The sequence below is a fragment of the Methylobacterium sp. DB0501 genome (assembly GCF_011043735.1).
GTDB classification, from domain to species: Bacteria; Pseudomonadota; Alphaproteobacteria; order Rhizobiales; family Beijerinckiaceae; genus Methylobacterium; species Methylobacterium alsaeris.
Window position 1 is genome coordinate 53297 of the sequence record NZ_JAAKGV010000015.1, and the last position, 23972, is coordinate 77268.

The window sequence follows — 23972 nt, forward strand, 5'->3', positions numbered from 1 at the left end:
GCCTGTAGGACGATCGCCATGCTCGCCGATCAGGATCGGATCTTCACCAACCTCTATGGTCTCCACTCCCCCGGTCTCGAGGCCGCGAAGAAACGCGGCGCGTGGGACGGCACCCAATTCCTGCTCCAGCAGGGCCGGGACTGGATCATCGAGGAGATGAAGAAGTCGGGCCTGCGCGGCCGCGGCGGCGCCGGCTTCCCCACCGGCCTGAAGTGGTCCTTCATGCCGAAGAAATCGGACGGACGGCCGCACTACCTGGTGGTCAACGCCGACGAGTCCGAGCCGGGCACCTGCAAGGATCGGGAGATCATGCGGCACGACCCGCACCTCCTGATCGAGGGCTGCATGCTGGCCTGTTTCGCCATGGGCGCGCATGCCTGCTACATCTACATCCGCGGCGAATACGTCGCCGAGAAGCACGCGCTCCAGCGCGCGGTGGACGAGGCCTATGCCGCCCGCCTCGTCGGCGAGAGCAACGTCCACGACTACCCCTTCGACATCTACGTCCACCACGGCGCCGGCGCCTATATCTGCGGCGAGGAGACGGCGCTGATCGAGAGCCTGGAAGGCAAGAAGGGGATGCCGCGGCTGAAGCCACCGTTCCCGGCCAATATGGGCCTCTACGGCTGCCCGACGACGGTGAACAACGTCGAGTCGATCGCGGTCGCCGGTACCATCCTGCGCCGCGGCGGGGCGTGGTTCGCGGGCCTCGGCCGGCCGGGCAATACCGGCACCAAGCTGTTCTGCATCTCGGGCCACGTCAACAAGCCCTGCAACGTCGAGGAAGAGCTCGGCATCACCTTCCGCGAGCTGATCGATAAGCATTGCGGCGGCATGCGCGGCGGCTGGGACAACCTGCTCTGCTCGATCCCCGGCGGTTCCTCGGTGCCGTTGGTGCCGGCCGCCGAGATCATCGACGCGCCGATGGATTTCGACACGCTGAAGAACCTGAAGTCGGGTCTCGGCACCGCCGCCGTGATGGTGTTCGACAAGTCGACCGACATGGTCGCGACGATCGCCCGCATCGCCTACTTCTACAAGCACGAGTCCTGCGGCCAGTGCACGCCGTGCCGCGAGGGCACCGGCTGGATGTGGCGCGTGATGCTGCGCATGGCGGAAGGCCGGGCGCAGAAGCGCGAGATCGACATGCTGCTCGACGTGACGAAGCAGATCGAGGGCCACACCATCTGCGCGCTCGGCGACGCCGCGGCGTGGCCGATCCAGGGCCTGATCCGTCACTTCCGCCCCGAGATCGAGAAGCGCATCGACCGCTATTCCGCCAACCCGCACCCGACCCCGGTGCCGATGGCGGCGGAATGAGGCGGTGCCGCGTCCGACCCGTCATGACCTGCCTTCCCGGTTCGCCGGCCCGGCGCGCGGAGACGCGCGCCCCGCGGACCTCGCCCGAGAGTTGACCGCATGACCAAGATCCTCGTCGACGGCATCGAGGTCGATGTCCCGCCGGACTACACCCTGCTCCAGGCCTGTGAGGTCGCGGGCGCCGAGATCCCGCGCTTCTGCTTCCACGAGCGGCTGTCGATCGCCGGCAATTGCCGCATGTGCCTGGTCGAGCTGAAGGGCGCGCCGAAGCCCGTCGCCTCGTGCGCCTGGGCCGTGCGCGATTGCCGCCCGGGCCCGAACGGCGAGCCGCCGGCGGTGTCGACCAAGTCGGCCCTGACCAAGAAGGCCCGCGAGGGGGTGATGGAGTTTCTCCTCATCAACCACCCGCTCGATTGCCCGATCTGCGACCAGGGCGGCCATTGCGACCTGCAAGACCAGGCGATGGCCTATGGCGTCGATTCGACCCGCTACGGCGAGAACAAGCGCGCCGTCGAGGAGAAGTATATCGGCCCGCTGGTGCGGACCGCGATGAACCGCTGCATCCACTGCACCCGCTGCGTCCGCTTCCTGGCGGAGGTGGCCGGCGTGCCGGATCTCGGCGCCATCGGCCGCGGCGAGGACATGGAGATCACCTCCTACCTCGAGCGCGCGATGGAATCGGAGCTGCAGGGCAACGTCGCCGATCTGTGCCCGGTCGGCGCGCTCGTCCACAAGCCGCAATCCTACAACGTCCGCCCCTGGGAGCTGAACAAGACCGAATCCGTCGACGTGATGGATGCGGTCGGCTCGGCGATCCGCGTCGATACCCGCGGCCGCGAGGTGATGCAGATCGAGCCGCGGGTGAACGAGGCGATCAACGAAGAGTGGATCTCCGACAAGACCCGCCACGTCGTCGACGGCCTGCGCCTCCAGCGCCTCGACCGGCCGTACCTGCGCGAGAACGGCCGCCTGCGCCCGGCCTCCTGGGCCGAGGCCTTCGGCGCCATCGCGGCGAAGCTGAAGGGCGCCGATCCGAAGCGCGTCGGCGCGATCGTCGGTGATCTCGCGGGCGTCGAGGAGATCTTCGCGCTCAAGACCCTGATGGCGTCGCTCAAGGTGCAGAACCTCGATTGCCGCCAGGACGGCGCGGCGATCGATCCAGCCTGGGGCCGGGCCGCCTACACCTTCGGCCCCGGCATCGCCGGCATCGAGCAGGCGGACGCGATCCTGATCGTCGGCGCCAACCCGCGCACCGAGGCGTCGCTCCTCAACGCCCGCATCCGCAAGCGCTGGCGGATGAGCCCGATCCAGATCGGGGTGATCGGCGAGGACGCGGACCTCACCTATCCCCATGCCTATCTGGGGGCGGGTCCCGAGACGCTGGCCGAGGTGGCCTCCGGCCGTCACAGCTTCGCCGAGGCCCTGAAGGCCGCCGAGCGGCCTCTGGTCATCGTCGGACAGGCGGCGCTCGCCCGTCCCGACGGCTCAGGCCTCCTCGCCGCAATCGCCAGGCTGGTCCAGGGGCTCGGTGCGAAGGCCGAGGGCTGGAACGGCCTGGGCGTTCTCCAGAACGCGGCTTCCCGCGTCGGTGCCCTCGATCTCGGCTTCGTGCCGGGGGAGGGCGGCCTGACCTTCGCCGAAATGGTGCAGGGCGGCGCCCTCGACGTGCTGTTCAACCTCGGCGCCGACGAGGTCGAGGTCGGTCCGGGCGCCTTCGTGATCTACCAGGGCACCCACGGCGACAAGGGCGCCCACCGCGCCGACGTGATCCTGCCGGGCGCGGCCTATACCGAGAAGCCGGCGACCTACGTCAACCTCGAGGGCCGGGTGCAGCTCGCCAACCGCGCCGCCTTCCCGCCGGGCGATGCCCGCGAGGATTGGGCGATCCTGCGTGCCCTGTCGGACGTGCTCGGGCAGCGCCTGCCGTTCGACTCGCTCACCGCGCTCCGCAAGGCGCTCTACACCGCGCATCCGCACTTCGCCGGCATCGACCAGGTCGCCCCGGCGGACGGTGTCGCTGCGCTGACGACCCTCGCGGGTCTCTCGAGCGAGCCCGGCCGCGAGCCGTTCCGCCCGGCGGTGGCGGATTTCTATCTCACCAACCCGATCGCCCGCGCCTCGCGGGTGCTCGCCGAGTGCTCGGGTCTCGCCCGCGGGCGGGCCCTCGAAGCGGCCGAATGAGGAGCGCCGACCGATGACCGTCTGGGAGGTGCTGGGCACCGTCCTCCTCGTTGCGCTGAAGAGCGTCGTGCTGCTGGTGGCACTGCTCGTCTTCATCGCCTATGCGCTGCTCGCCGACCGCAAGATCTGGGCGGCGGTGCAGCTGCGCCGCGGCCCCAACGTGGTCGGACCCTGGGGCCTGTTCCAATCCTTCGCCGACCTCCTGAAGTTCGTGCTGAAGGAGCCGGTGATCCCGGCCGGCGCCAACAAGAGCCTGTTCCTCTTGGCGCCGCTGATCTTCGCCACCCTGGCGCTCGCCGCCTGGGCGGTGATCCCGCTCGCCGACGGCTGGCCGATCGCCGACATCAATGTCGGCATCATCTACATCTTCGCGATCTCGTCACTGGGCGTCTACGGCGTCATCATGGGCGGCTGGGCCTCGAACTCGAAATACGCCTTCCTCGGGGCGCTGCGCTCGGCGGCCCAGATGGTGTCCTACGAGGTCTCGCTCGGCTTCGTGATCGTCACGGTGCTGATGTGCGCCGGCTCGCTCAACCTGTCGCAGATCGTGCGGGCGCAGGACACTTCCCTCGGCATCCTCGGCTGGTACTGGCTCTGGCTGTTCCCGATGTTCGTGGTGTTCTTCATCTCGGCGCTGGCCGAGACGAACCGCCCGCCCTTCGACCTGCCCGAGGCCGAGTCCGAGCTGGTCGCCGGATACATGGTGGAATACTCCTCCACCCCGTACCTGCTGTTCATGCTCGGCGAGTACGTCGCGATCGTCACGATGTGCGCGCTCGGCACGATCCTGTTCCTGGGCGGCTGGCTCTCGCCGATCCCGTTCGCGCCCTTCACCTGGGTGCCGGGCCTGATCTGGTTCGCCCTGAAGGCCAGCTTCCTGTTCTTCATGATCGCCATGGTGAAGGCCATGGTGCCGCGCTACCGCTACGACCAGCTCATGCGGCTGGGCTGGAAGGTCTTCCTTCCGCTCTCGCTGATCATGGTCTTCGTCGTCGCCTTCGTCCTGAAGCTGACCGGCCTCGCGCCGGTCTCCTGAACCCAACCGTCGGAGAACGAGCCATGAAGCTCGACCAGGTCGCCCGCGGCCTGCTGTTGAAGGAGTTCGTCACCGGGTTCGCCCTGGCGATGCGCTACTTCTTCAAGCCCAAGGCGACGATCAACTATCCGTTCGAAATGGGCCATCGCGGCCCGCGCTTCCGCGGCGAGCACGCCCTGCGGCGCTACCCCAACGGTGAAGAGCGCTGCATCGCCTGCAAGCTCTGCGAGGCGGTGTGCCCGGCCCAGGCCATCACCATCGAAGCCGGCCCGCGCCGCAACGACGGCACGCGGCGCACCACGCGCTACGACATCGACATGGTGAAGTGCATCTATTGCGGCATGTGCCAGGAGGCCTGCCCGGTGGACGCCATCGTCGAGGGGCCGAACTTCGAGTTCTCGGTGGAGACCCGCGAGGAGCTTCTCTACGACAAGGCCAAGCTCCTGGAGAACGGCGACCGCTGGGAGCGCGAGATCGCCCGCAACATCGCGGCCGACGCGCCCTACCGCTAGAGCCGCGACCCGGGGGAGGGCGCCCAAGCCCTCCTCACGAAACCGACGAGACATTCGCCGCTCCCCGGTTGTGCGCCGCGGGAGCGGGTTCTATAGACGAGCCGCCGGCACGCTCCGGGGGTCGGGCAGGAGGCCGCCGCCAGGCGGCATGAATTCAGCGCATGACCGCAGCCGCCGCCTTCTTCTATCTGTTCGCCGCGATCACCGTCGCCTCGGGCTTCATGGTGATTGCCTCGCGCAATCCCGTCACCTCGGTGCTCTTCCTCATCCTCGCCTTCGTGAACGCCGCCGGGCTGTTCGTGCTGATGGGGGCGGAGTTCCTGGCCATGATCCTGGTCGTGGTCTATGTCGGCGCCGTCGCGGTGCTGTTCCTGTTCGTGGTGATGATGCTCGACGTCGATTTCGCCGAGCTGCGCCAGGGCTTCCAGGACTACCTGCCGGTCGGTGGCCTGATCGGGGCGGTCTTCTTGGTCGAGCTGCTTCTCGTGGTCGGCTCCTGGGCGATCGATCCCGGCCTTGTCCACGGGCCGCTGGCGGTCTCGCCGGGCGGCGAGACGGTGACCAACACGCAGGCCCTCGGTCTCGTTCTCTACACCAACTACTTTTTCTTCTTCCAGGTCGCCGGCCTGATCCTGCTGGTCGCGATGATCGGCGCGATCGTGCTGACCCTGCGCGACCGGCCCGGCGTCAAGCGCCAGGACATCGCGATCCAGAATGCGCGGACGCAGGCCGACGCCGTCGAGGTGCGCCACGTCCCGACGGGCCAGGGCGTCGAGGTCTGATCCCCGGCGCGGTCCGACGAATCCGTGCGGGGCTGATCCAGGCCTCGCGATGCTGATGGCAAGAGCGGCGGGGCGGGACGCGCCTCGCGACACGAAGGCGGCCGCCCGCGGCCGAGAGGCACGATGATCGGTTTGAGCCACTACCTGACGGTCGCCGCGATCCTGTTCACCCTCGGGGTGCTCGGCATCTTCATCAACCGCAAGAACATCATCGTCATCCTGATGTCGGTCGAGCTGATCCTGCTCGCCGTGAACATCAACCTGGTGGCGTTCTCGACCCATCTCGGCGACATCGTCGGCCAGGTCTTCGCCCTGTTCGTGCTGACCGTCGCCGCCGCAGAGGCTGCGATCGGCCTCGCCATCCTGGTGGTGTTCTTCCGCAACCGCGGGTCGATCGCCGTCGAGGACGTCAACATGATGAAGGGCTGACGCGGCTCCACGAGCCGTCAGCCCTTTCCCCCGAACCAGTGCCGCAGCGGCAAGAGCCACGCGAGGCCGGACCCCGAGCATGTACCACGCGATCGTCTTCCTGCCCCTGATCGGCTTTCTCATCGCCGGCCTGTTCGGGCGCCGCATCGGCCCTCGGGCCAGCGAGGTGGTGACCACCGGCATCCTCGTCTTCGTGGCGCTCCTGTCGTGGATCGCCTTCTTCGAGGTGACCGGCGGCCACGGCCACGGCGCCCAGATCCACCACGTCGCGACGTGGTTCACCGCCGGCGGCCTCACCGTTGACTGGGCGTTCCGGGCCGACACGCTCACCGCGGTCATGCTGGTCGTGGTCAACAGCGTCTCGGCGCTCGTCCACCTCTACTCGATGGGCTACATGCACGAGGACCCGCACCGGCCGCGGTTCTTCGCCTACCTGTCGCTGTTCACTTTCGCCATGCTGATGCTGGTGACGTCGGACAACCTCGTCCAGATGTTCTTCGGCTGGGAGGGCGTCGGCCTCGCCTCGTACCTGCTGATCGGCTTCTGGTACGAGAAGCCCTCGGCGAACGCCGCCGCGATGAAGGCCTTCATCGTCAACCGCGTCGGCGATTTCGGCTTCTCGCTGGGCATCTTCCTCTGCTTCGTGCTGTTCGGCGCGATCAGCTACGACGCCATCTTCGCCAAGGTCCCCGAGCTCAAGGACGCGACCTTCCACCTGCTCGGCTACGACTGGAACGCGCTCACCATCTGCTGCCTGCTGCTGTTCATGGGCGCGATGGGCAAGTCGGCCCAGTTCCTGCTTCACACCTGGCTGCCCGACGCGATGGAGGGCCCGACCCCGGTCTCGGCGCTGATCCACGCCGCCACCATGGTGACCGCCGGCGTGTTCATGGTCGCCCGCCTGTCGCCGCTGTTCGACGCGGCGCCGAACGCCCTGATCGTCGTCACGGTGATCGGCGGCATCACGGCCTTCTTCGCCGCCACGATCGGCATGGTGCAGAACGACATCAAGCGCGTCATCGCCTACTCGACCTGCTCGCAGCTCGGCTACATGTTCGTGGCGCTCGGCGTCGGCGCCTACGCGGCGGGCGTGTTCCACCTCTTCACCCACGCCTTCTTCAAGGCGCTGCTGTTCCTCAGCGCCGGCTCGGTCATCCACGCGATGCACCACGAGCAGGACATGCGGAACATGGGGGGGCTGCGCCGCTACATCCCCTTCACCACCGCCATGATGGCGGTCGGCAGCCTGGCGCTGATCGGCTTCCCGTTCACCGCGGGCTTCTACTCGAAGGACGCGATCATCGAGGCGGCCTACATGTCGACCCGGCCGGGCCACGTGCTGGCCTTCCTGGCGACCGTCATCGCGGCCTTCATGACCTCGTTCTACTCCTGGCGCCTGTTCTTCATGACCTTCGAGGGTCCGGCCCGGTGGCAGAACGCCCATGCTCACGGGCATGACGACCACCACCACGCGGTCGCTCACGCCGCGGCCCATACCTCCTCAGGCCAAGCCGACGGCGCCCCCGGCCACCACGAGGGCGTCGCCCACGACGACAAGGGCCACGACGTCGAGCCGGCTTCGCATTCGGCGATCGAGCATCACGACCACGCCCACACTCCGCACGAGAGCCCGCGGGTGATGACGATCCCGCTGGCCGTCCTCGGCCTCGGCGCCCTCTTCGCCGGCATGGCGTTCAAGAACCGCTTCATCGGCGAGGGCATGGACGAGTTCTGGAAGGGCGCGCTCGCGCACGGCCCCAACAACCACATCATGCACGAGATCCACAACGCGCCGGCCTGGGTCCAGCACTCGCCTCTGGTGATGCTGATCCTCGGGTTCGTCCTCGCCTACTGGATGTATATCCGCCGGCCGGAACTGCCGCACCGGCTCGCCGAGAACCAGCCGCTGCTGTACCGCTTCCTGCTCAACAAGTGGTACTTCGACGAGATCTACGACCGAATCTTCGTCCGCCCGGCCAAGGGCTTCGGCGAGTTCCTGTGGAAGGTCGGCGACGGCCGCATCATCGACGGCATGGGCCCCAACGGCATCGCCGCCCGCGTCGTCGACATCACTCGCGGCGTGGTCCGTCTCCAGACCGGCTACGTCTACCACTACGCCTTCGTGATGCTGGTCGGCGTCGCCGCCCTGGTGAGCTGGTACCTGATTACCGGCGTCTCCGCGGCCACCCACTGACCTGACCGGAGAACAGAGAATCATGCTCGGCCTCGGGATCCTCTCCGGCCTCCTCGTCGTGCCGCTCGTCGGCGCCGCGTTCATCCTGACGCTCCGCGGCGACGACGAATCGGTCAGGCGCAACGCCCGCTGGGCGGCGCTCATCGCCACCCTCGTCACCTTCCTGCTGTCCCTGGTCGCCTGGGGCCGCTACGACGCCACCACGGCGCAGTTCCAGCTCGTCGAGACCCATGCCTGGCTGACCGACACGATCCGGTTCAAGCTCGGCGTCGACGGCTTCTCGATGCCGCTGGTGCTGCTCACCACCTTCCTGATGCCGTTCTGCATCGGCGCCTCCTGGCTCTCGATCGAGCACCGGGTGAAGGAGTACTTCGTCGCGTTCCTGGTCCTTGAGACCACGATGATCGGCGTATTCTGTGCCCTCGACCTGGTGCTGTTCTACCTGTTCTTCGAGGCCGGCCTGATCCCGATGTTCCTCATCATCGGCATCTGGGGCGGCAAGCGCCGGATCTACGCGTCGTTCAAGTTCTTCCTCTACACGCTGCTCGGCTCGGTGCTGATGCTGCTCGCCATCATGGCGATGTACTGGCAGGCCGGCACGACCGACATCCCGACCCTGCTGCAGACCCGCTTCCCGGCGAACATGCAGATCTGGCTCTGGCTCGCCTTCTTCGCCTCCTTCGCGGTGAAGATGCCGATGTGGCCGGTCCATACCTGGCTTCCCGACGCCCACGTCGAGGCGCCGACCGCCGGCTCGGTCATCCTGGCGGGCATCCTCCTGAAGATGGGCGGCTACGGCTTCATCCGGGTCTCGCTGCCGATGTTCCCGGACGCCTCGCACTATTTCGCCCCGATGGTCTACACGCTGTCGGTGGTGGCGATCATCTACACCTCGCTGGTCGCGCTGGTGCAGACCGACATCAAGAAGCTGATCGCCTATTCCTCCGTGGCGCATATGGGCTTCGTGACGCTCGGCCTGTTCACGATGAACGAACAGGGCATCCAGGGCGCCCTGTTCCTGATGATCTCCCACGGCATCGTGTCGGGCGCGCTGTTCCTCTGCGTCGGCGTGATCTACGACCGGATGCATACCCGCGAGATCGCGGCCTATGGCGGCCTGGTGAAGCGGATGCCGCTCTACGCGGTCGCCATGATGGTGTTCACCATGGCCAATGTCGGGCTGCCGGGCACCTCGGGCTTCGTCGGCGAGTTCCTGGCGATGCTGGGCGCCTTCCGGGCCAACCCGATGGTGTCGTTCTTCTCGGTCTTCGGCATCATCCTGTCGGCGGCCTACGCCCTGTGGCTGTTCGCCCGCGTGGTCTACGGCAAGCTCGAGAAGCCGAGCCTGCAGGGGATCACCGACCTCGACCGCCGCGAGATGCTGATCCTCGCCCCGCTCGTGGCGCTGACAATCTATTACGGCGTCCATCCCGGCCCGATCCTCGACGTCTTCGCGCCCTCGACCGACGCGCTGATGCAAGGAATGCGCGCCGCCCTCTCCACGACCCAGACCGCTGCCGCGGCCCTGCCGGTCCCGCACTGAGTTTTTCGCGATGAACGCCGCTCAGATCGTCATGCCCGCCATCGGGCCCGCCTTGCCGGAGCTGATCCTGTCGGTCGGCGTCCTGGTGCTGATCCTCTACGGAGCCTTCAAGGGCGAGCGCTCCACCGAGGGCGTCAGCGTCGGCGCCCTGATCCTGCTGATCCTCGCCCTGTTCGCGGTGGTCAGCCAGCCCTTCGGCACCAAGATCACCACCTTCAACGGCTCCTTCATCGTCGACGGGTTCGCCCGCGTCATGAAGGCGCTGACCCTCATCGGGTCGGCCGCCGCGATCCTGCTGGCCAAGGAACATTTCGAGCGCGAGCGGATCGCCCGGTTCGAGTACCCGATCCTGATCGTCCTCTCGACGATCGGCATGATGATCATGGCCTCGGCCAACGATCTGATCGCGCTCTACATGGGCCTCGAGCTGCAGAGCTTGGCGGCCTACGTGATCGCCTCGTTCCACCGCGACAACCTGCGCTCGACCGAGGCCGGCCTGAAGTACTTCGTGCTCGGCGCGCTGTCCTCCGGCATGCTGCTCTACGGCGCCTCGCTGGTCTACGGCTTCACCGGCACCGTCTCGTTCCCGCACATCGTCACCGCGCTCCGCGAGGGCTCGGGCTTCGGCGTGATCCTGGGCATCGTGTTCGTCGCCGCCGGCGTGTCGTTCAAGCTCGCCGCCGTGCCGTTCCACATGTGGACGCCGGACGTCTACGAGGGCGCGCCGACCCCGGTCACCGCCTTCTTCGCCTCGGCCCCCAAGATGGCCGCGATGGCGATGGCCGTGCGCGTCTTCATCGGCGCCTTCCCGGTCGTGACGCCGGAGTGGCAGCAGATCATCGTGTTCGTGTCGATCGCCTCGATGGCGCTCGGCTCCTTCGCGGCGATCGGCCAGCGCAGCCTCAAGCGCCTGATGGCCTATTCCTCGATCGCCAATGTCGGCTACGCGCTGATCGGCCTCGCCGCCGGCACGCAGGAGGGGGTGCGCGGCGTCGTGATCTACATGGCGATCTACCTCGCCATGACGCTGGGCGCCTTCGCGGTGATCCTGTCGCTGCGCCGCGGCCGGAAGATGTACGAGACCATCGACGACCTGTCGGGCCTGTCGCGCACCCATCCTCTCGTGGCGTTCCTGCTCGCCATGATGATGTTCTCGCTCGCCGGCATCCCGCCGCTCGCCGGGTTCTTCGCCAAGTTCTACGTCTTTGCCGCGGCCATCAAGGCGAACCTCGTGACCCTGGCGGTGATCGGCGTGGTGACCAGCGTGGTCGGCGCCTATTACTACCTGCGCCTCGTCAAGGTGATGTATTTCGACGAGCCGGCCGAATCCTACGAGCCGATGGGCCCCGGCCTGCGGATCGTGCTCGGCCTGTCGAGCGTGGTGGTGCTGTTGTTCTGGCTCATGCCGGCGCCGCTCGTCGGGCTGGCCGGGACCGCCGCCAAGTCGCTGTTCTAGCATGACCTTCGTGCTCGACCCCGCGGCCACGGCCGCGGGATACCGCCTCGAGGTCCACGACAGCCTCGGCTCGACGAGCACGCAGGCCCTCGACCGTGCCCGGGCCGGCGAACCCGGGCCGCTCTGGGTCGTCGCCCGCGAACAGACCGGCGGCCGCGGCCGGCGCGGCAAGGGCTGGGGCTGGATCAAGGGCAACCACGCCGCGAGCCTGCTCTGGCCTGTCCCGGCGGGCCTCGGCCCCGACCGGGTCGCGACCCTCGGCTTCGTCGCCGGCGTCGCGGTGGAGCGTGCGCTCCGCCGGGCCTGCGGTCCGGCAGCCGGGGGCGCGGCACCGGATTTCCGGCTCAAATGGCCGAACGACGTGCTGCTCGGCGGCGCCAAGCTCGTCGGCATCCTGCTCGAGATGGAGACCCTGCCCGGCCGCGGCGCCGTCGTGACGGTCGGGATCGGGATCAACGTGACCGGAGCGCCGGAAGGATTGCCCTACGCGGCGACCTCCCTCGCAGAGGCCGGCTACGCGGTCGATGCGCCCGGGCTGTTCCGCCTCCTCAGCGCATCCTGGGTCGAGGCCGAACGGCTCTGGGACGAAGGGCGCGGCTTCCCGCGCATCCGCCAATCCTGGCTCTCGGCGGCGGCGGGCCTCGGCGGACCGGTGCGCGTCCAGATCGGTGGGCGGACCGAGGCCGGCCTCTTCGACACGATCGACGAGGGCGGCCGGCTGGTCGTCCGCCTGGAGGGCGGACACCGCGTCGCGGTCTCGGCCGGCGAGGTGCATTTCGGAACGGCCGCTTCGGCGGCCTGACGTCGGAACGGCCGCTACGGCGGCCGGACGGGGAGGCGGAACGGCGCCCGGTGCGGCGACGGCGCAGCCCGGCACAATGCGGATCTTTGCGGCGGGGCGCCCCCGGGCGCCGCCGCCGCGCGGCCGTTCCGGGCCGCGGATGAGACATGACGGCGCCGTGACCGTGACGGCAGACGAGGCCGTTCCTTGAGGGGACCGCGACGGCGGTCCATGCAATGATGGTATGGGAATGTCGAATCAGGGAGATGAGCTGATCTTCGTGCCGCTCGGCGGGGTGGGCGAGATCGGCATGAATTCCGGCCTCTACGGCTTCGGGCCGCCGAAGGGCCGCAAGTGGATCATGGTCGATCTCGGCATGGGCTTCGCCAGCGAGGAGCACATGCCGGGCGTCGACCTGATGTACCCGGATCTCAGCTTCGCCGAGGAGCATCGCGAGAACCTGCTCGGCATCCTGATCACCCACGGCCACGAGGACCATATCGGCGCCATCGGCGAGCTGTGGCCGAAGCTGAAGGTGCCGATCTACGCCACGCGCTTCACCAAGAACCTGATCGAGGCTCGTCGCCTCGGCGAGCCGGGCGCGCCCAAGGTCGACATGCGCCAGGTCCCGGACGACGGGCGCCTCCAGCTCGGCCCGTTCTCGATCGAGTACGTGCCGGTGGCCCACTCGATCCCCGAGGCCAATGCGCTGGCCATCCGCACGCCGCTCGGCATGGTGCTGCATACCGGCGACTGGAAGCTCGACGACACGCCGGTCGCCGGCAACTCGACCTCCGAGGAGACCTTCACGCGGCTGGGCGAGGAGGGCGTGCTGGCGCTGGTCTGCGATTCGACCAACGTCACCCGCGAGGGCCGCTCGCCGAGCGAGTCCGAGGTCGCCGAGCACCTCGCCGAGCTGATCCGCAACTCGCCGCACCGGGTCGCGGTCACGACCTTCGCGTCGAACGTCGCGCGCATGCGCGCCGTCTGCCTCGCCGCCCAGGCCTGCGGCCGCGACGTGGTCGCGGTCGGCCGCGCCATGGACCGGGTGATCGACGTCGCCCGCGAATGCGGCTACCTCGACGGCCTGCCGGAGATCCGCGGCGCCGAGGCCTACGGCTACCTGCCGCGCGAGAAGGTGGTGGCACTCCTCACCGGCTCGCAGGGCGAGGCGCGGGCGGCTCTGGCCCGGGTCTCCCGCGACGAGCACCCGGAGATCGCGCTCTCGCCCGGCGACCGGGTGATCTTCTCCTCGCGCGCCATTCCCGGCAACGAGCGGGCGGTCGGCGCGATCATCAACGACCTGATCGAGGCCGGCATCCAGGTCATCACCGACCGGACCGAACTCGTCCACGTCTCCGGCCACCCGCGCCGCGACGAGATGGCGGCGATGTATCGCTGGACCAAGCCCCGCATCGCGGTACCGGTCCACGGCGAGGCGCTGCACTTGGCCGAGCACGCCACCTTCGCCCGCAAGCAGGGCGTCGATCAGGTGGTGAAGGCCCGCAACGGCACCCTGATCCGCCTCGCCCCGGGCGAGCCGGAGATCGTCACCCACGTCAAGAGCGGGCGGATCTACAAGGACGGCAACGTCCTGGTCGATTCCAACGACCGCGCGATCCCGGAGCGGCGCAAGCTCGCCTTCACGGGCATCGTCTCGGTGGCGATCGCGCTGGACCGCAACGGCGAAGTCAAGGGCGAGCCCTCGATCGACCTGATGGGCCTGCCGAGCTACGGCCGCAAGGGCGAGGTCATCATCGACGTGATCGGCGACGCGGTCGAGCGCACGATCAACGGCCTGTCGCGGGTCAAGCGGCGCGACTCCGAGGCGGTTGAGAACGCCGTCGACCGGTCGATCCGTTCGGCGGTGAACGAGGTGTGGGGCAAGAAGCCCGCCTGCCACGTGATGGTCGTGGAGGTGTGAGGGGCGTCGCTCGCCGACGCTTCCGGATGGTAGTGCCGAACCCTCCCCCCTCCGCGGGGGAGGGTGGCCCGCGGAGCAGGCCCGGGCGAGGGGCAGCGCGACGCGGCTCCAGGGGGCGCCCTCCATCACGGTCGCGACCTCTCCGGACGCCGCGGCCCCTCTCCCGACCCGGCCTCACGGCCGGGCCACCCTCCCCCCAGGGGAGGGAGGGGGTGACCCGCGCTTCGGGCGGTATGCAGATAAGCGCAAAGACGGGTTGATGCCGTAGCGCCATCGGCGCCAAATCCTAAGAACAGATCATCCCCACGGACCACCGGAGGAACACCCCCATGATCGGCAGGCTCAACCACGTCGCCATCGCGGTGAAGGATCTCGAGGCCGCGGCCAAGGTGTATCGCGACACCCTCGGGGCGACCTTGTCGGCGCCGCTGCCGCAGCCCGAGCACGGCGTCACGGTGATCTTCGTCGAGCTTCCCAACAGCAAGATCGAGCTGCTGGAGCCGCTCGGCGCCGACTCGCCGATCAACGCCTTCCTGGAGCGCAATCCCGGCGGCGGCATCCATCATGTCTGCTACGAGGTCGAGGACATCCTGGCGGCGCGGGACAGGATGAAGGCGCAAGGCGCCCGCATCCTCGGCTCGGGCGAGCCGCGCATCGGCGCCCACGGCAAGCCGGTGCTGTTCCTGCACCCCAAGGACTTCCTCGGCACCCTGGTCGAGCTCGAGCAGGCGTGAGCGTGGACGCCCTCCTCGATCGCGCCACCGCCTCGATCCCGCGCACACTGGGAATCTGCATCCTCCTGATGCTGCCGGTGCTGGCGCTGGCGGTCTGGGGCTTCCGCCTCAGCGGGTTCGGGGCGGGCGCGCTCTATTTCGTGGTGTGGTGGATCGTGCTGTTCGCGGTGCTGCCGTTCCGGGCGGCCCCCGATGGGACCGAGGTGGTGGTGCCGGGGCAGGATCTCGGCGCCCCGCACAAGCCGCAGATGCGGCGCAAGGCGGTGTGGACCACGCTCGTGTCCGATATAGTCTTCATCGTCGCCGTGGCGGCGTTTCCACTCGCCGGGTTGTAGAGGGTCGCGGCCGGTTGCGGCCGCGACCTGCGCGACGACTGCGCCGGGCACGGAACCGGAAGTCCAAAATAAAAAAGCAAGGCTCGGAAGCCTTGCTTATTAGCTTTCTGAATGTTTTGACCAGCCGGTGATATGTTGTTCACCCGTTTGGGCGTTGAGGCTGGCTTTTCCTCCCGAGACTCGGACCTTGCGCGGCGCCGTTCGGCCTGCCTGCGCATCATCGCGATGCCGCTTATAGGAACAAGAATTCGCATTGTCACCTGGCTCGGAGCAGGTTGATGCGTTTTTTTGCATGGCCGGCGCATTTTTCTGCTCCGCCCCGCGCCGGACGCGCGGGCCGGGGCCCGCGCGGCGCGCCGCCGGGTGCGTTTCATGTTTTGCGAACGGGGCCGGAAGCGTGCAAAAGGGCGTGCCCCGGGGCGTCCCCCGGGCGACGAACCCCCGCCTGCCACGCCAAGGTCCGACATGCGTCTCAGCCGCTACTTCCTGCCCATCCTGCGCGAGACGCCCAAGGAAGCCGAGATCGTCTCGCACCGGCTGATGCTGCGCGCCGGCATGATCCGCCAGGAGGCTGCCGGCATCTATGCCTGGCTACCGCTGGGCCTGCGGGTGCTGAACCGGGTGGCCGACATCATCCGGGCCGAGCAGGACCGCTCGGGCGCGATCGAACTGCTGATGCCGACGATCCAGTCGGCGGATCTCTGGCGCGAATCCGGCCGCTACGACGCCTACGGCAAGGAGATGCTGCGCATCAAGGACCGGCACGAGCGCGACATGCTGTTCGGGCCGACCAACGAGGAGATGATCACCGCGATCTTCCGCTCGGCGGTGCGCTCCTACAAGGATCTGCCGAAGAACCTCTACCACATCCAGTGGAAGTTCCGCGACGAGGTGAGGCCGCGCTTCGGCACCATGCGCTCGCGCGAGTTCCTGATGAAGGACGCCTACTCGTTCGACCTCGACCAGGCGAGCGCGCGGCACTCCTACAACAAGATGTTCGTAGCCTACCTGCGCACCTTCGCGCGGCTCGGGCTGAAGGCGATCCCGATGCGGGCCGAGACCGGGCCGATCGGCGGCGACCTGTCCCACGAATTCATCATCCTGGCCCAGACCGGCGAGAGCGAGGTCTTCTGCGACCGCGCCTATCTCGACTTCGCCACCCCGGACGCGACGACCGATTTCGACGACGTGGCGGGCCTTCAGGCGACCGTCGACCACTGGACCTCGCGCTACGCCGCCACCTCGGAAATGCACGACGCCGCCGCCTTCGGCGAGGTGCCGGAAGGGGAGCAGATGGCCGCCCGCGGCATCGAGGTCGGCCACATCTTCTATTTCGGCACCAAGTACTCGGAGCCGATGGGCGCGAAGGTCACCGGGCCGGACGGGCAGGAGCGCCCGGTCCATATGGGCTCCTACGGCATCGGCCCGAGCCGGCTGGTGGCGGCGATCATCGAGGCGGGCCACGACGAATCCGGCATCGTGTGGCCGGACGCGGTGGCGCCGTTCGACGTCGCGCTCCTCAACCTCAAGGTCGGGGACACCGCCACGGATGCCGCCTGCGCCAAGCTCCAGGGCGAGCTGGAGGCCGCCGGCCTGACGGTTCTCTACGACGACCGCGACGAGCGTCCGGGCGGCAAGTTCGCCACCGCCGACCTGATCGGGCTGCCCTGGCAGGTCATCGTCGGGCCGAAGGGGCTGGCCGAGGGCAAGGTCGAGGTGAAGCGCCGCGCCACCGGCGCCCGCGAGACCGTCGCGCCCGACGCCGTGCCGGCCTATCTGCGCCAGAACCGGACGGCTTGAGCCGATGGCCCTCGCCGCCCTCCGCGACCGCATCCCCAAGGTTGGCGCCCTGTTCGCGGCGCGCGGCGGGGGCGCCACGCTGCCGTTTGCGCCCTTCGAATGGACGATCGCCGGGCGCTACCTGCGCACCCGGCGGAAGGAGGGCTTCGTCTCGGTCATCGCCCTGTTCTCGTTCCTCGGCATCATGCTGGGGGTCGCCACCCTCATCATCGTGCTCTCGGTGATGAACGGCTTCCGCAAGGAACTCCTGAGCAAGATCGTCGGCATCAACGGCCACATCTTCGTCGCGCCGATCGACCGGCCGCTGACCGACTTCGCCGACCTGTCCGACCGGCTCGGCAAGGTGGCGGGCGTCCATCTCGCCCTGCCGATGGTCGAGGGCCAGGCCTTCGCCTCGTCGCAATTCGGCGGCTCGGGCGTGCTGGTGCGCGGCGTGCGGGCCGACGACCTGAAGAAGATCCCGTCGGTCGCCAAGACCATCCGGGGCGGCACGCTGGAGAATTTCGACACCGGCGGCGGCGTCGCCATCGGCAAGCGGCTGGCCGAATCCCTCGGGCTCCAGGCCGGCGACACGATCACGCTGGCGACGCCGAAGGGCGCCACGACACCGTTCGGTACCGCGCCGCGGATCAAGAGCTACACCGTCGCGGCGGTGTTCGAGGTCGGCATGTCCGAGTTCGACGGCACCTTCGTCTACATGCCGCTCACCGAAGCGCAGGCCTTCTTCAACCGCGACGGCGACGTCTCGGTGATCGAGGTCTTCCTCGACAATGCCGATTCGGTCGGGGAGGCGAGGAGCGAGCTGGAACTCGCCGCCGAGCGCCCGGTGCTGATCACCGACTGGCGCCAGCGCAACCGCACCTTCTTCTCCGCCCTGGAGGTGGAGCGGAACGTGATGTTCATCATCCTGACGCTGATTGTGCTGGTGGCGGCGCTCAACATCGTCTCCGGCCTGATCATGCTGGTGAAGGACAAGTCGAGCGACATCGCGATCCTGCGCACCATGGGGGCGACGCGGGGCGCGATCATGCGGGTCTTCCTGATCACCGGCGCCTCGATCGGCATCCTCGGCACGCTCGCCGGCTTCGTCCTCGGGCTGGTCTTCTCGGCCAACCTCACGGTGATCCAGCGCACGCTGTTTCCCGGCGCCTGGGACCCCACGGTGCGATTCCTGTCGGAGATCCCGTCGGAGACCAATGCGAGCGAGGTCGTGGCCGTCGTCCTGATGTCGATGGTGCTGTCGCTGCTCGCCACGCTGTACCCGTCCTGGCGCGCCGCCCGGCTCGACCCGGTGCAGGCCCTGCGCTACGGCTGATCCTTCGGGCCTCCGCCCGACCCCGTACCCGAGTACCGTCCGGATGAAGCTGCCCGCACCTGCCTCAAAGCCCGCCCCGCGCCGCCTCGCGAGGGGCGCCTGACCCCGATGGACGCGTCCCCGCAGCAGCCGGTCCCGGCGCTCTTCCTCGCCCAGGTCGAGCGCCGCTACGCCCAAGGCAACGGTCATCTCGAGATCCTGCGCGGCGCCGACCTCGCAATCTGGCCCGGCGAGATCGTGGCGCTGGTGGCGCCGTCCGGCACCGGCAAGTCGACCCTGCTCCACGTCGCCGGCCTGCTGGAGCGGCCGGACGGCGGCGAGGTCTATATCGGCGGCCAGCCGAGCGCCCGGATGGACGATGCCGCCCGCACCCGGATGCGGCGCGAGGAGATGGGCTTCGTCTACCAGTCGCACCACCTGCTGCCCGAATTCTCGGCGCTGGAGAACGTTGTCCTGCCCCAGTTGATCCGCGGCCTGCCGGCCAAGGAGGCGCGCTCGCGGGCGAGCGAATTGCTGTCGTTCCTCGGCCTCAAGGAGCGGCTCGCCCACCGCCCGGCGGAGCTGTCGGGCGGCGAGCAGCAGCGCGTCGCGATCGCCCGGGCGCTCGCCAACGGGCCGCGGCTGCTGCTGGCCGACGAGCCGACCGGCAACCTCGACCCGCAGACCGCCGGCCACGTCTTCGCGATCCTCGTCTCGCTGGTGCGAGCCTCCGGCGTCGCGGCGCTGATCGCCACCCACAACCTGGAGCTGGCGTCCCGGATGGACCGGCGGGTCACGATCCAGAACGGTCTCATCGTCCAGCTCGCCTGACCCGTCGCCGCCGTCGCGGCGGACTCTATCTATCGCGCCGATGCCGGGATCGCGGCGCGTCAGCCCCCGGGATACCCCGCACCTAAGACTTTTGGACGACCCTGCCGTTCAGCTTGCGTTGGGCCAGGGAATGGTCCAACCCGGCGGGAACGTCAGGCGGCAGCCGCTACGAACGGACGAGTGACATGGCCGGAAGTGACATGGCGAAGTGGGTCTACACCTTCGGCGACGGCAAGGCCGAGGGCAAGTCGGCGATGCGCGACCTGCTCGGGGGCAAGGGCGCGAACCTCGCCGAGATGTCGAATCTCGGCCTTCCGGTGCCGCCGGGCTTCACCATCACCACCGAGGTCTGCACCTATTACTACGACCACGGCCGGCAATACCCGCCGGAGCTGGCGGAGCAGGTCGCCGCGGCGCTTGAGGCCGTCGGCGGCTTGACCGGCCGCCGCTTCGGCGACGCCGAGTCGCCGCTGCTGGTGTCGGTGCGGTCCGGCGCCCGGGCGTCGATGCCCGGCATGATGGACACGGTGCTCAATCTCGGCCTCAACGACACCACCGTCGAGGCCCTGGCCCGCGGCGCCGGCGACGAGCGCTTCGCCTATGACAGCTACCGCCGCTTCATCACCATGTACTCGAACGTGGTGCTCGGCGTGGAGCACCATTCCTTCGAGGAGGTGCTGGAGCGCTACAAGGACGAGAAGGGCCTCAGCCTCGACACCGAGCTCGGCGCCGCCGACTGGAAGCACCTGATCGGCGAGTACAAGGCGCTGGTGAAGCGCGAGCTCGGCCAGGACTTCCCGCAGGATCCGCAGGCCCAGCTCTGGGGCGCGATCGGCGCGGTGTTCGGCTCGTGGATGAACCCGCGCGCCAACAAGTACCGCGAATTGCACAGCATCCCGGCGAGCTGGGGCACCGCGGTCAACGTCCAGGCCATGGTCTTCGGCAACATGGGCGAGACCTCGGCCACCGGCGTCGCCTTCACCCGCAACCCCTCCACCGGCGAGAAGGCGCTCTACGGCGAGTTCCTGATCAACGCGCAAGGAGAGGACGTGGTGGCGGGCATCCGCACGCCGCAGGACATTACCGAGGCCGCTCGCATCGAATCCGGTTCCGACAAGCCGTCGATGGAGCGGGCGATGCCGGAGGCCTATGCCGAGCTGGTCCGGATCTACGGCATGCTCGAGCACCATTACCGCGACATGCAGGACCTGGAATTCACGGTCGAGACCGGGAAGCTCTGGATGCTGCAGACCCGCAACGGCAAGCGCACCGCCAAGGCGGCCCTGCGCATCGCCGTGGAACTCGCCGCCGAAGGCCTGATCACCCACCAGGAGGCGGTCGGCCGCGTCGAGCCGGCCTCCCTCGACCAGCTGCTCCACCCGACCATCGACCCCAAGGCCGAGCGCAAGGTCATCGCCACTGGCCTGCCGGCCTCGCCGGGCGCCGCCTCCGGCGAGATCGTGTTCAACTCCGAGGAGGCCGAGGCCGCCAAGAAGGCCGAGCGCAAGGTCATCCTGGTCCGCATCGAGACCTCGCCCGAGGACATCCACGGCATGCACGCCGCGGAAGGCATCCTGACCACCCGCGGCGGCATGACCTCGCACGCGGCGGTGGTCGCCCGCGGCATGGGCAAGCCCTGCGTCTCCGGCGCCGGCCAGATCCGGGTCGATTACGCCGCCCGCACCCTGTCGGTCGGCGGCGTGACGCTGAAGGCCGGCGACCGCATCACCATCGACGGCTCGAACGGCCAGGTGATGCAGGGCGCCGTCGAGATGATCGAGCCCGAGATGTCGGGCGACTTCGCGGCGCTGATGGAATGGGCGGATGCGGTGCGCACCATGAAGGTCCGCACCAACGCCGAGACCCCGCTCGACGCCCGCACCGCCCGCAAGTACGGCGCGGAAGGGATCGGCCTGTGCCGCACCGAGCACATGTTCTTCCAGGAGGAGCGCATCGTGGCGATGCGCGAGATGATCCTGGCCGACGACGCGGAGGGCCGCCGCGCCGCGCTCGCCAAGCTCCTGCCGTACCAGCGCCAGGACTTCGTCGAGCTGTTCACGATCATGTCGGGCCTGCCGGTGACGATCCGGCTCCTCGACCCGCCGCTGCACGAGTTCCTGCCCCACTCCGACAAGGAGATCGGCGAGGTCGCCGCCGCCACCGGCGTCCAGGAGGACAAGGTGCGGCGCCGGATGAACGAGCTGCACGAGTTCAACCCGATGCTCGGCTTCCGCGGCTGCCGGCTGGCGATCCTCTATCCGGAGATCGCCGAGATGCAGGCGCGGGCGATCTTCGAGGCCGCCGTCGAGGCCGCCAAGCAGACCGGCACGCCGATCATCGCCGAGGTGATGGTGCCGCTGGTCTTCACCCGCACCGAGTTCGACCTGGTGAAGGCCCGCATCGACGCCATGGCGGCGGCCGTGGCGTCCGAGACCGGCAGCAAGGTCGAGTACCAGGTCGGCACGATGATCGAGCTGCCGCGGGCCGCCCTGCGGGCCGGGGACATCGCCCAGACGGCGGAGTTCTTCTCCTTCGGCACCAACGACCTGACCCAGACCACGCTGGGCATCAGCCGCGACGATGCTGGCCGGTTCCTCGGGCCCTACACGCAGCGCGGCATCCTGGCCTCGGACCCGTTCGTGTCGATCGACCAGGAGGGCGTGGGTGAGCTCGTGCGGCTTGCCGCCGAGCGCGGCCGGGCGGTGCGGACCAACCTGAAGCTCGGCATCTGCGGCGAGCACGGCGGCGACCCGGCCTCGATCGCCTTCTGCCAGGAGACCGGCCTCGACTACGTGTCGTGCTCGCCCTTCCGCGTGCCGATCGCGCGGCTCGCGGCGGCGCAGGCGGCGCTCAAGGTGAAGGGCCGCGGCGAGGCGTAATCCGGCTGCCGGGCTCGCATGTCGGGCCGTGGGCAGTCGCCTCTCCCCGCCCGCGGGGAGAGGCGGACACGGCGCCAGGAAAGACATCCATGCGCGAGCCGTCCCCCGCCGGCCGTCCCGATCCGGAGGCCGGCGCCCGCTTGTGGCGCGGCTCGCTCGCGCAGCGCCTGCGGCTGGTCTCGGGGCTGGTCCTGTTCGCCTTCGCGGCCACCCACTTCGCCAACCACGCGCTTGGCCTCGTCGGCCTCGACACGATGATGGACGTGGCGCGCTGGCGGACCGCCGTCACGCGCTCGCTTCCCGGCAGCCTGATCCTCGGCCTCGCGCTGCTGGCCCACGTCGCCTTCTCGCTGGTGCGGCTCGCGGAGCGCCGGACCCTGCGGATGCCGGCCTGGGAGGCGATGCAGACGCTGCTCGGCTTCGCGATCCCGTTCCTGCTGGTGCCGCACGTCCTGGGAACCCGGATCGCCAACCTGGTGGACGGCACGCGGACGAACTATGCCTACGTGATCGTCCGCATCTGGCCCGACGGGATGGGCTTTCAGACCGCCCTGCTGCTGGTGGTCTGGCTGCACGGCTGCCTCGGCCTGCATGCCTGGCTGCGCCTGTCGCCGCTCTACCGGCGGATGGCGCCGCTTCTCGCGGTACCGGCCTTCGGCCTGCCGGCGGCGGCGATCGCCGGCATCGTCACCCAGGGGCGGCTCATGGAGCGCGACCTGATACTGGCGCGCCGCTTCGACGCGCCGGATCTCGGCGCCCGCTGGCAGGTCCCGCCGCTCGATTCGACCGTCGCGGCCTGGGGCGACACGGTGACGGGAGCGGTCTACGCCGCGGTGGCGCTCGCCCTCGGCATCGTGCTCGTCCGGGCGGCGGCGTCCCTGAGGGCCCGGCGCTTCGGGGTCGCGTATGTCGGCGGTCCGAGCGTCCGCAGCCTGGAAGGGCCGACGCTGCTCGAGATCAGCCGGGCGAACCGGGTGCCGCACGTCTCGGTCTGCGGCGGGCGCGGACGCTGCTCGACCTGCCGGGTGCTGGTGGTGAGCGGCGAGGAGAACCTGTCGGCGCCGGGCGCCCAGGAGGCGGCGGCCTTGCGGGCGATCGGGGCGCCCGCCAACGTGCGCCTCGCCTGCCAGGCGAGGCCCGCCGGCGACGTGGCGGTGATCCGCATCCTCGATCCGCGCCGCTCGGAATCCGCCGGCGAGCACCTGACCAACACCGACGTCGCCGGGATCGAGCGCGAGGTGGCGATCCTGTTCATCGACATCCGCGGCTTCACGCCGCTCTCCGAGCGCAAGCTGCCCTTCGACGTAGTGTTCATCCTCAACCGCTTCTTCGAGGCGGCGGGGCGGGAGATCGAGGCGGCGGGAGGCTGGATCGGCGGCTATGCGGGCGACGGGCTGCTCGCCCTCTTCACCCATCCGGACGGGATCGGCCCGGCCTGCCGGTCGGCCTTCCTGGCGGCGGCCGAGGTCGACCGGGCGGTGGCCGAGCTCAACCGCCAGCTCGCCGCCGAGCTGCCGGCGGCGCTCCGGATGGCGATGGGCCTGCATGCCGGCCCCCTGGTACTCGGCCGCCTCGGCTACGGGGCGAGCCGCGGCATGTCGGTGATCGGCCCGGCGGTGAACCTGGCGAGCCGGCTCGAATCCCTCGCCAAGGCCGCCGACATGCAGCTCGTCGCCTCGGAGGAGGCCGCGACCCGGGCCGGGCTCGCCCTCGACGGAATGCGGGTCGAGACCGTGGCGGTGCGCGGCGTGGCGGCCCCCCTGCCGGTGATCTACGCCCCGCGGGCCGGCGATCTCGCGGGACGGTTGCGCCGTTCCGCACCGGTTTAACCAACGCTCAACCATACCCCGCGACACTGCCGTCGGAGTGTCGGCTCCGGACGGGCCGAGTGGAACGGGGTTTGGGACCTTGGGCAGGCGGTACTTGCGCAGGCGGGACCTG

General features: G+C 69.2%; 18 protein-coding genes. All 18 read left to right on the plus strand.

The window, feature by feature from the left end; translation table 11 throughout:
* Nucleotides 1-18 precede the first annotated feature (18 nt).
* The 18 genes from nuoF to G4G93_RS21410 all read left to right on the plus strand — a co-directional run bounded on the left by nuoF (nt 19) and on the right by G4G93_RS21410 (nt 23860).
* Nucleotides 19-1320 (plus strand): NADH-quinone oxidoreductase subunit NuoF, encoded by a 1302-nt coding sequence (nuoF, locus tag G4G93_RS21325; RefSeq protein WP_165086969.1) that lies wholly within the window; start codon nt 19-21, stop codon nt 1318-1320.
* 99 nt (nt 1321-1419) lie between these two features.
* Nucleotides 1420-3501: an NADH-quinone oxidoreductase subunit NuoG gene (gene nuoG / locus G4G93_RS21330; RefSeq protein WP_165086971.1), complete on the plus strand. Its 2082-nt coding sequence runs from the start codon at nt 1420-1422 to the stop codon at nt 3499-3501.
* 13 nt (nt 3502-3514) lie between these two features.
* Nucleotides 3515-4537: an NADH-quinone oxidoreductase subunit NuoH gene (gene nuoH, locus G4G93_RS21335; protein ID WP_165086973.1), complete on the plus strand. Its 1023-nt coding sequence runs from the start codon at nt 3515-3517 to the stop codon at nt 4535-4537.
* A 23-nt stretch (nt 4538-4560) separates the two neighbouring features.
* Complete coding sequence (gene nuoI / locus G4G93_RS21340) at nt 4561-5049, plus strand: NADH-quinone oxidoreductase subunit NuoI (protein WP_048431985.1); 489 nt, start codon at nt 4561-4563, stop codon at nt 5047-5049.
* A 161-nt stretch (nt 5050-5210) separates the two neighbouring features.
* Entirely contained in the window at nt 5211-5831 is a 621-nt protein-coding gene (locus tag G4G93_RS21345) for an NADH-quinone oxidoreductase subunit J (RefSeq protein WP_165086975.1), read from the plus strand.
* 123 nt (nt 5832-5954) lie between these two features.
* Nucleotides 5955-6260 carry an NADH-quinone oxidoreductase subunit NuoK gene (nuoK, locus tag G4G93_RS21350; protein ID WP_048425446.1) on the plus strand — a complete coding sequence of 102 codons (306 nt, stop codon included), beginning with the start codon at nt 5955-5957 and terminating at the stop codon, nt 6258-6260.
* 79 nt (nt 6261-6339) lie between these two features.
* On the plus strand, nt 6340-8454 hold the full coding sequence (gene nuoL / locus G4G93_RS21355; protein WP_165086976.1) for an NADH-quinone oxidoreductase subunit L: 2115 nt from the start codon (nt 6340-6342) through the stop codon (nt 8452-8454).
* A gap of 22 nt (nt 8455-8476) precedes the next feature.
* Nucleotides 8477-9997, plus strand: a complete 1521-nt coding sequence (locus G4G93_RS21360) for an NADH-quinone oxidoreductase subunit M (RefSeq protein ID WP_165086978.1) — start codon at nt 8477-8479, stop codon at nt 9995-9997.
* 10 nt (nt 9998-10007) lie between these two features.
* Nucleotides 10008-11453 (plus strand): NADH-quinone oxidoreductase subunit NuoN, encoded by a 1446-nt coding sequence (gene nuoN, locus G4G93_RS21365; protein ID WP_165086980.1) that lies wholly within the window; start codon nt 10008-10010, stop codon nt 11451-11453.
* Nucleotide 11454: 1 nt separating this feature from the next.
* Nucleotides 11455-12255 carry a biotin--[acetyl-CoA-carboxylase] ligase gene (locus tag G4G93_RS21370; protein WP_165086981.1) on the plus strand — a complete coding sequence of 267 codons (801 nt, stop codon included), beginning with the start codon at nt 11455-11457 and terminating at the stop codon, nt 12253-12255.
* 229 nt (nt 12256-12484) lie between these two features.
* A complete protein-coding gene (locus tag G4G93_RS21375) occupies nt 12485-14158 on the plus strand; it encodes a ribonuclease J (protein ID WP_165086983.1) in 1674 nt (557 codons plus the stop codon).
* A gap of 329 nt (nt 14159-14487) precedes the next feature.
* Nucleotides 14488-14892, plus strand: a complete 405-nt coding sequence (gene mce / locus G4G93_RS21380; protein ID WP_165086985.1) for a methylmalonyl-CoA epimerase — start codon at nt 14488-14490, stop codon at nt 14890-14892.
* Entirely contained in the window at nt 14889-15227 is a 339-nt protein-coding gene (locus G4G93_RS21385; RefSeq protein WP_312892178.1) for a DUF1467 family protein, read from the plus strand. The genes mce and G4G93_RS21385 overlap by 4 nt, the downstream gene beginning before the upstream one ends.
* Before the next feature lie 465 nt (nt 15228-15692).
* Nucleotides 15693-17027: a proline--tRNA ligase gene (proS, locus tag G4G93_RS21390; protein WP_165086987.1), complete on the plus strand. Its 1335-nt coding sequence runs from the start codon at nt 15693-15695 to the stop codon at nt 17025-17027.
* Nucleotides 17028-17031: 4 nt separating this feature from the next.
* The gene (locus tag G4G93_RS21395; RefSeq protein WP_165086989.1) at nt 17032-18342 is read left to right on the plus strand and encodes a lipoprotein-releasing ABC transporter permease subunit; all 1311 of its coding nucleotides are present in this window, start codon (nt 17032-17034) and stop codon (nt 18340-18342) included.
* Between the two features lie 108 nt (nt 18343-18450).
* Entirely contained in the window at nt 18451-19152 is a 702-nt protein-coding gene (locus G4G93_RS21400; protein ID WP_165086991.1) for an ABC transporter ATP-binding protein, read from the plus strand.
* A gap of 200 nt (nt 19153-19352) precedes the next feature.
* Nucleotides 19353-22031 (plus strand): pyruvate, phosphate dikinase, encoded by a 2679-nt coding sequence (gene ppdK, locus G4G93_RS21405; RefSeq protein WP_165087184.1) that lies wholly within the window; start codon nt 19353-19355, stop codon nt 22029-22031.
* Nucleotides 22032-22120: 89 nt separating this feature from the next.
* On the plus strand, nt 22121-23860 hold the full coding sequence (locus tag G4G93_RS21410) for an adenylate/guanylate cyclase domain-containing protein (protein WP_165086993.1): 1740 nt from the start codon (nt 22121-22123) through the stop codon (nt 23858-23860).
* The last annotated feature ends 112 nt before the right edge of the window (nt 23861-23972 follow it).

Bases quoted from the DNA above. Each gene is read 5' to 3' on its own strand.
- nuoF (WP_165086969.1), top strand. From the start codon at position 19: ATGCTCGCCGATCAGGATCGGATCTTCACCAACCTCTATGGTCTCCAC.
- nuoG (WP_165086971.1), top strand. From the start codon at position 1,420: ATGACCAAGATCCTCGTCGACGGCATCGAGGTCGATGTCCCGCCGGAC.
- nuoH (WP_165086973.1), top strand. From the start codon at position 3,515: ATGACCGTCTGGGAGGTGCTGGGCACCGTCCTCCTCGTTGCGCTGAAG.
- nuoI (WP_048431985.1), top strand. From the start codon at position 4,561: ATGAAGCTCGACCAGGTCGCCCGCGGCCTGCTGTTGAAGGAGTTCGTC.
- G4G93_RS21345 (WP_165086975.1), top strand. From the start codon at position 5,211: ATGACCGCAGCCGCCGCCTTCTTCTATCTGTTCGCCGCGATCACCGTC.
- nuoK (WP_048425446.1), top strand. From the start codon at position 5,955: ATGATCGGTTTGAGCCACTACCTGACGGTCGCCGCGATCCTGTTCACC.
- nuoL (WP_165086976.1), top strand. From the start codon at position 6,340: ATGTACCACGCGATCGTCTTCCTGCCCCTGATCGGCTTTCTCATCGCC.
- G4G93_RS21360 (WP_165086978.1), top strand. From the start codon at position 8,477: ATGCTCGGCCTCGGGATCCTCTCCGGCCTCCTCGTCGTGCCGCTCGTC.
- nuoN (WP_165086980.1), top strand. From the start codon at position 10,008: ATGAACGCCGCTCAGATCGTCATGCCCGCCATCGGGCCCGCCTTGCCG.
- G4G93_RS21370 (WP_165086981.1), top strand. From the start codon at position 11,455: ATGACCTTCGTGCTCGACCCCGCGGCCACGGCCGCGGGATACCGCCTC.
- G4G93_RS21375 (WP_165086983.1), top strand. From the start codon at position 12,485: ATGTCGAATCAGGGAGATGAGCTGATCTTCGTGCCGCTCGGCGGGGTG.
- mce (WP_165086985.1), top strand. From the start codon at position 14,488: ATGATCGGCAGGCTCAACCACGTCGCCATCGCGGTGAAGGATCTCGAG.
- proS (WP_165086987.1), top strand. From the start codon at position 15,693: ATGCGTCTCAGCCGCTACTTCCTGCCCATCCTGCGCGAGACGCCCAAG.
- G4G93_RS21395 (WP_165086989.1), top strand. From the start codon at position 17,032: ATGGCCCTCGCCGCCCTCCGCGACCGCATCCCCAAGGTTGGCGCCCTG.
- G4G93_RS21400 (WP_165086991.1), top strand. From the start codon at position 18,451: ATGGACGCGTCCCCGCAGCAGCCGGTCCCGGCGCTCTTCCTCGCCCAG.
- ppdK (WP_165087184.1), top strand. From the start codon at position 19,353: ATGGCGAAGTGGGTCTACACCTTCGGCGACGGCAAGGCCGAGGGCAAG.
- G4G93_RS21410 (WP_165086993.1), top strand. From the start codon at position 22,121: ATGCGCGAGCCGTCCCCCGCCGGCCGTCCCGATCCGGAGGCCGGCGCC.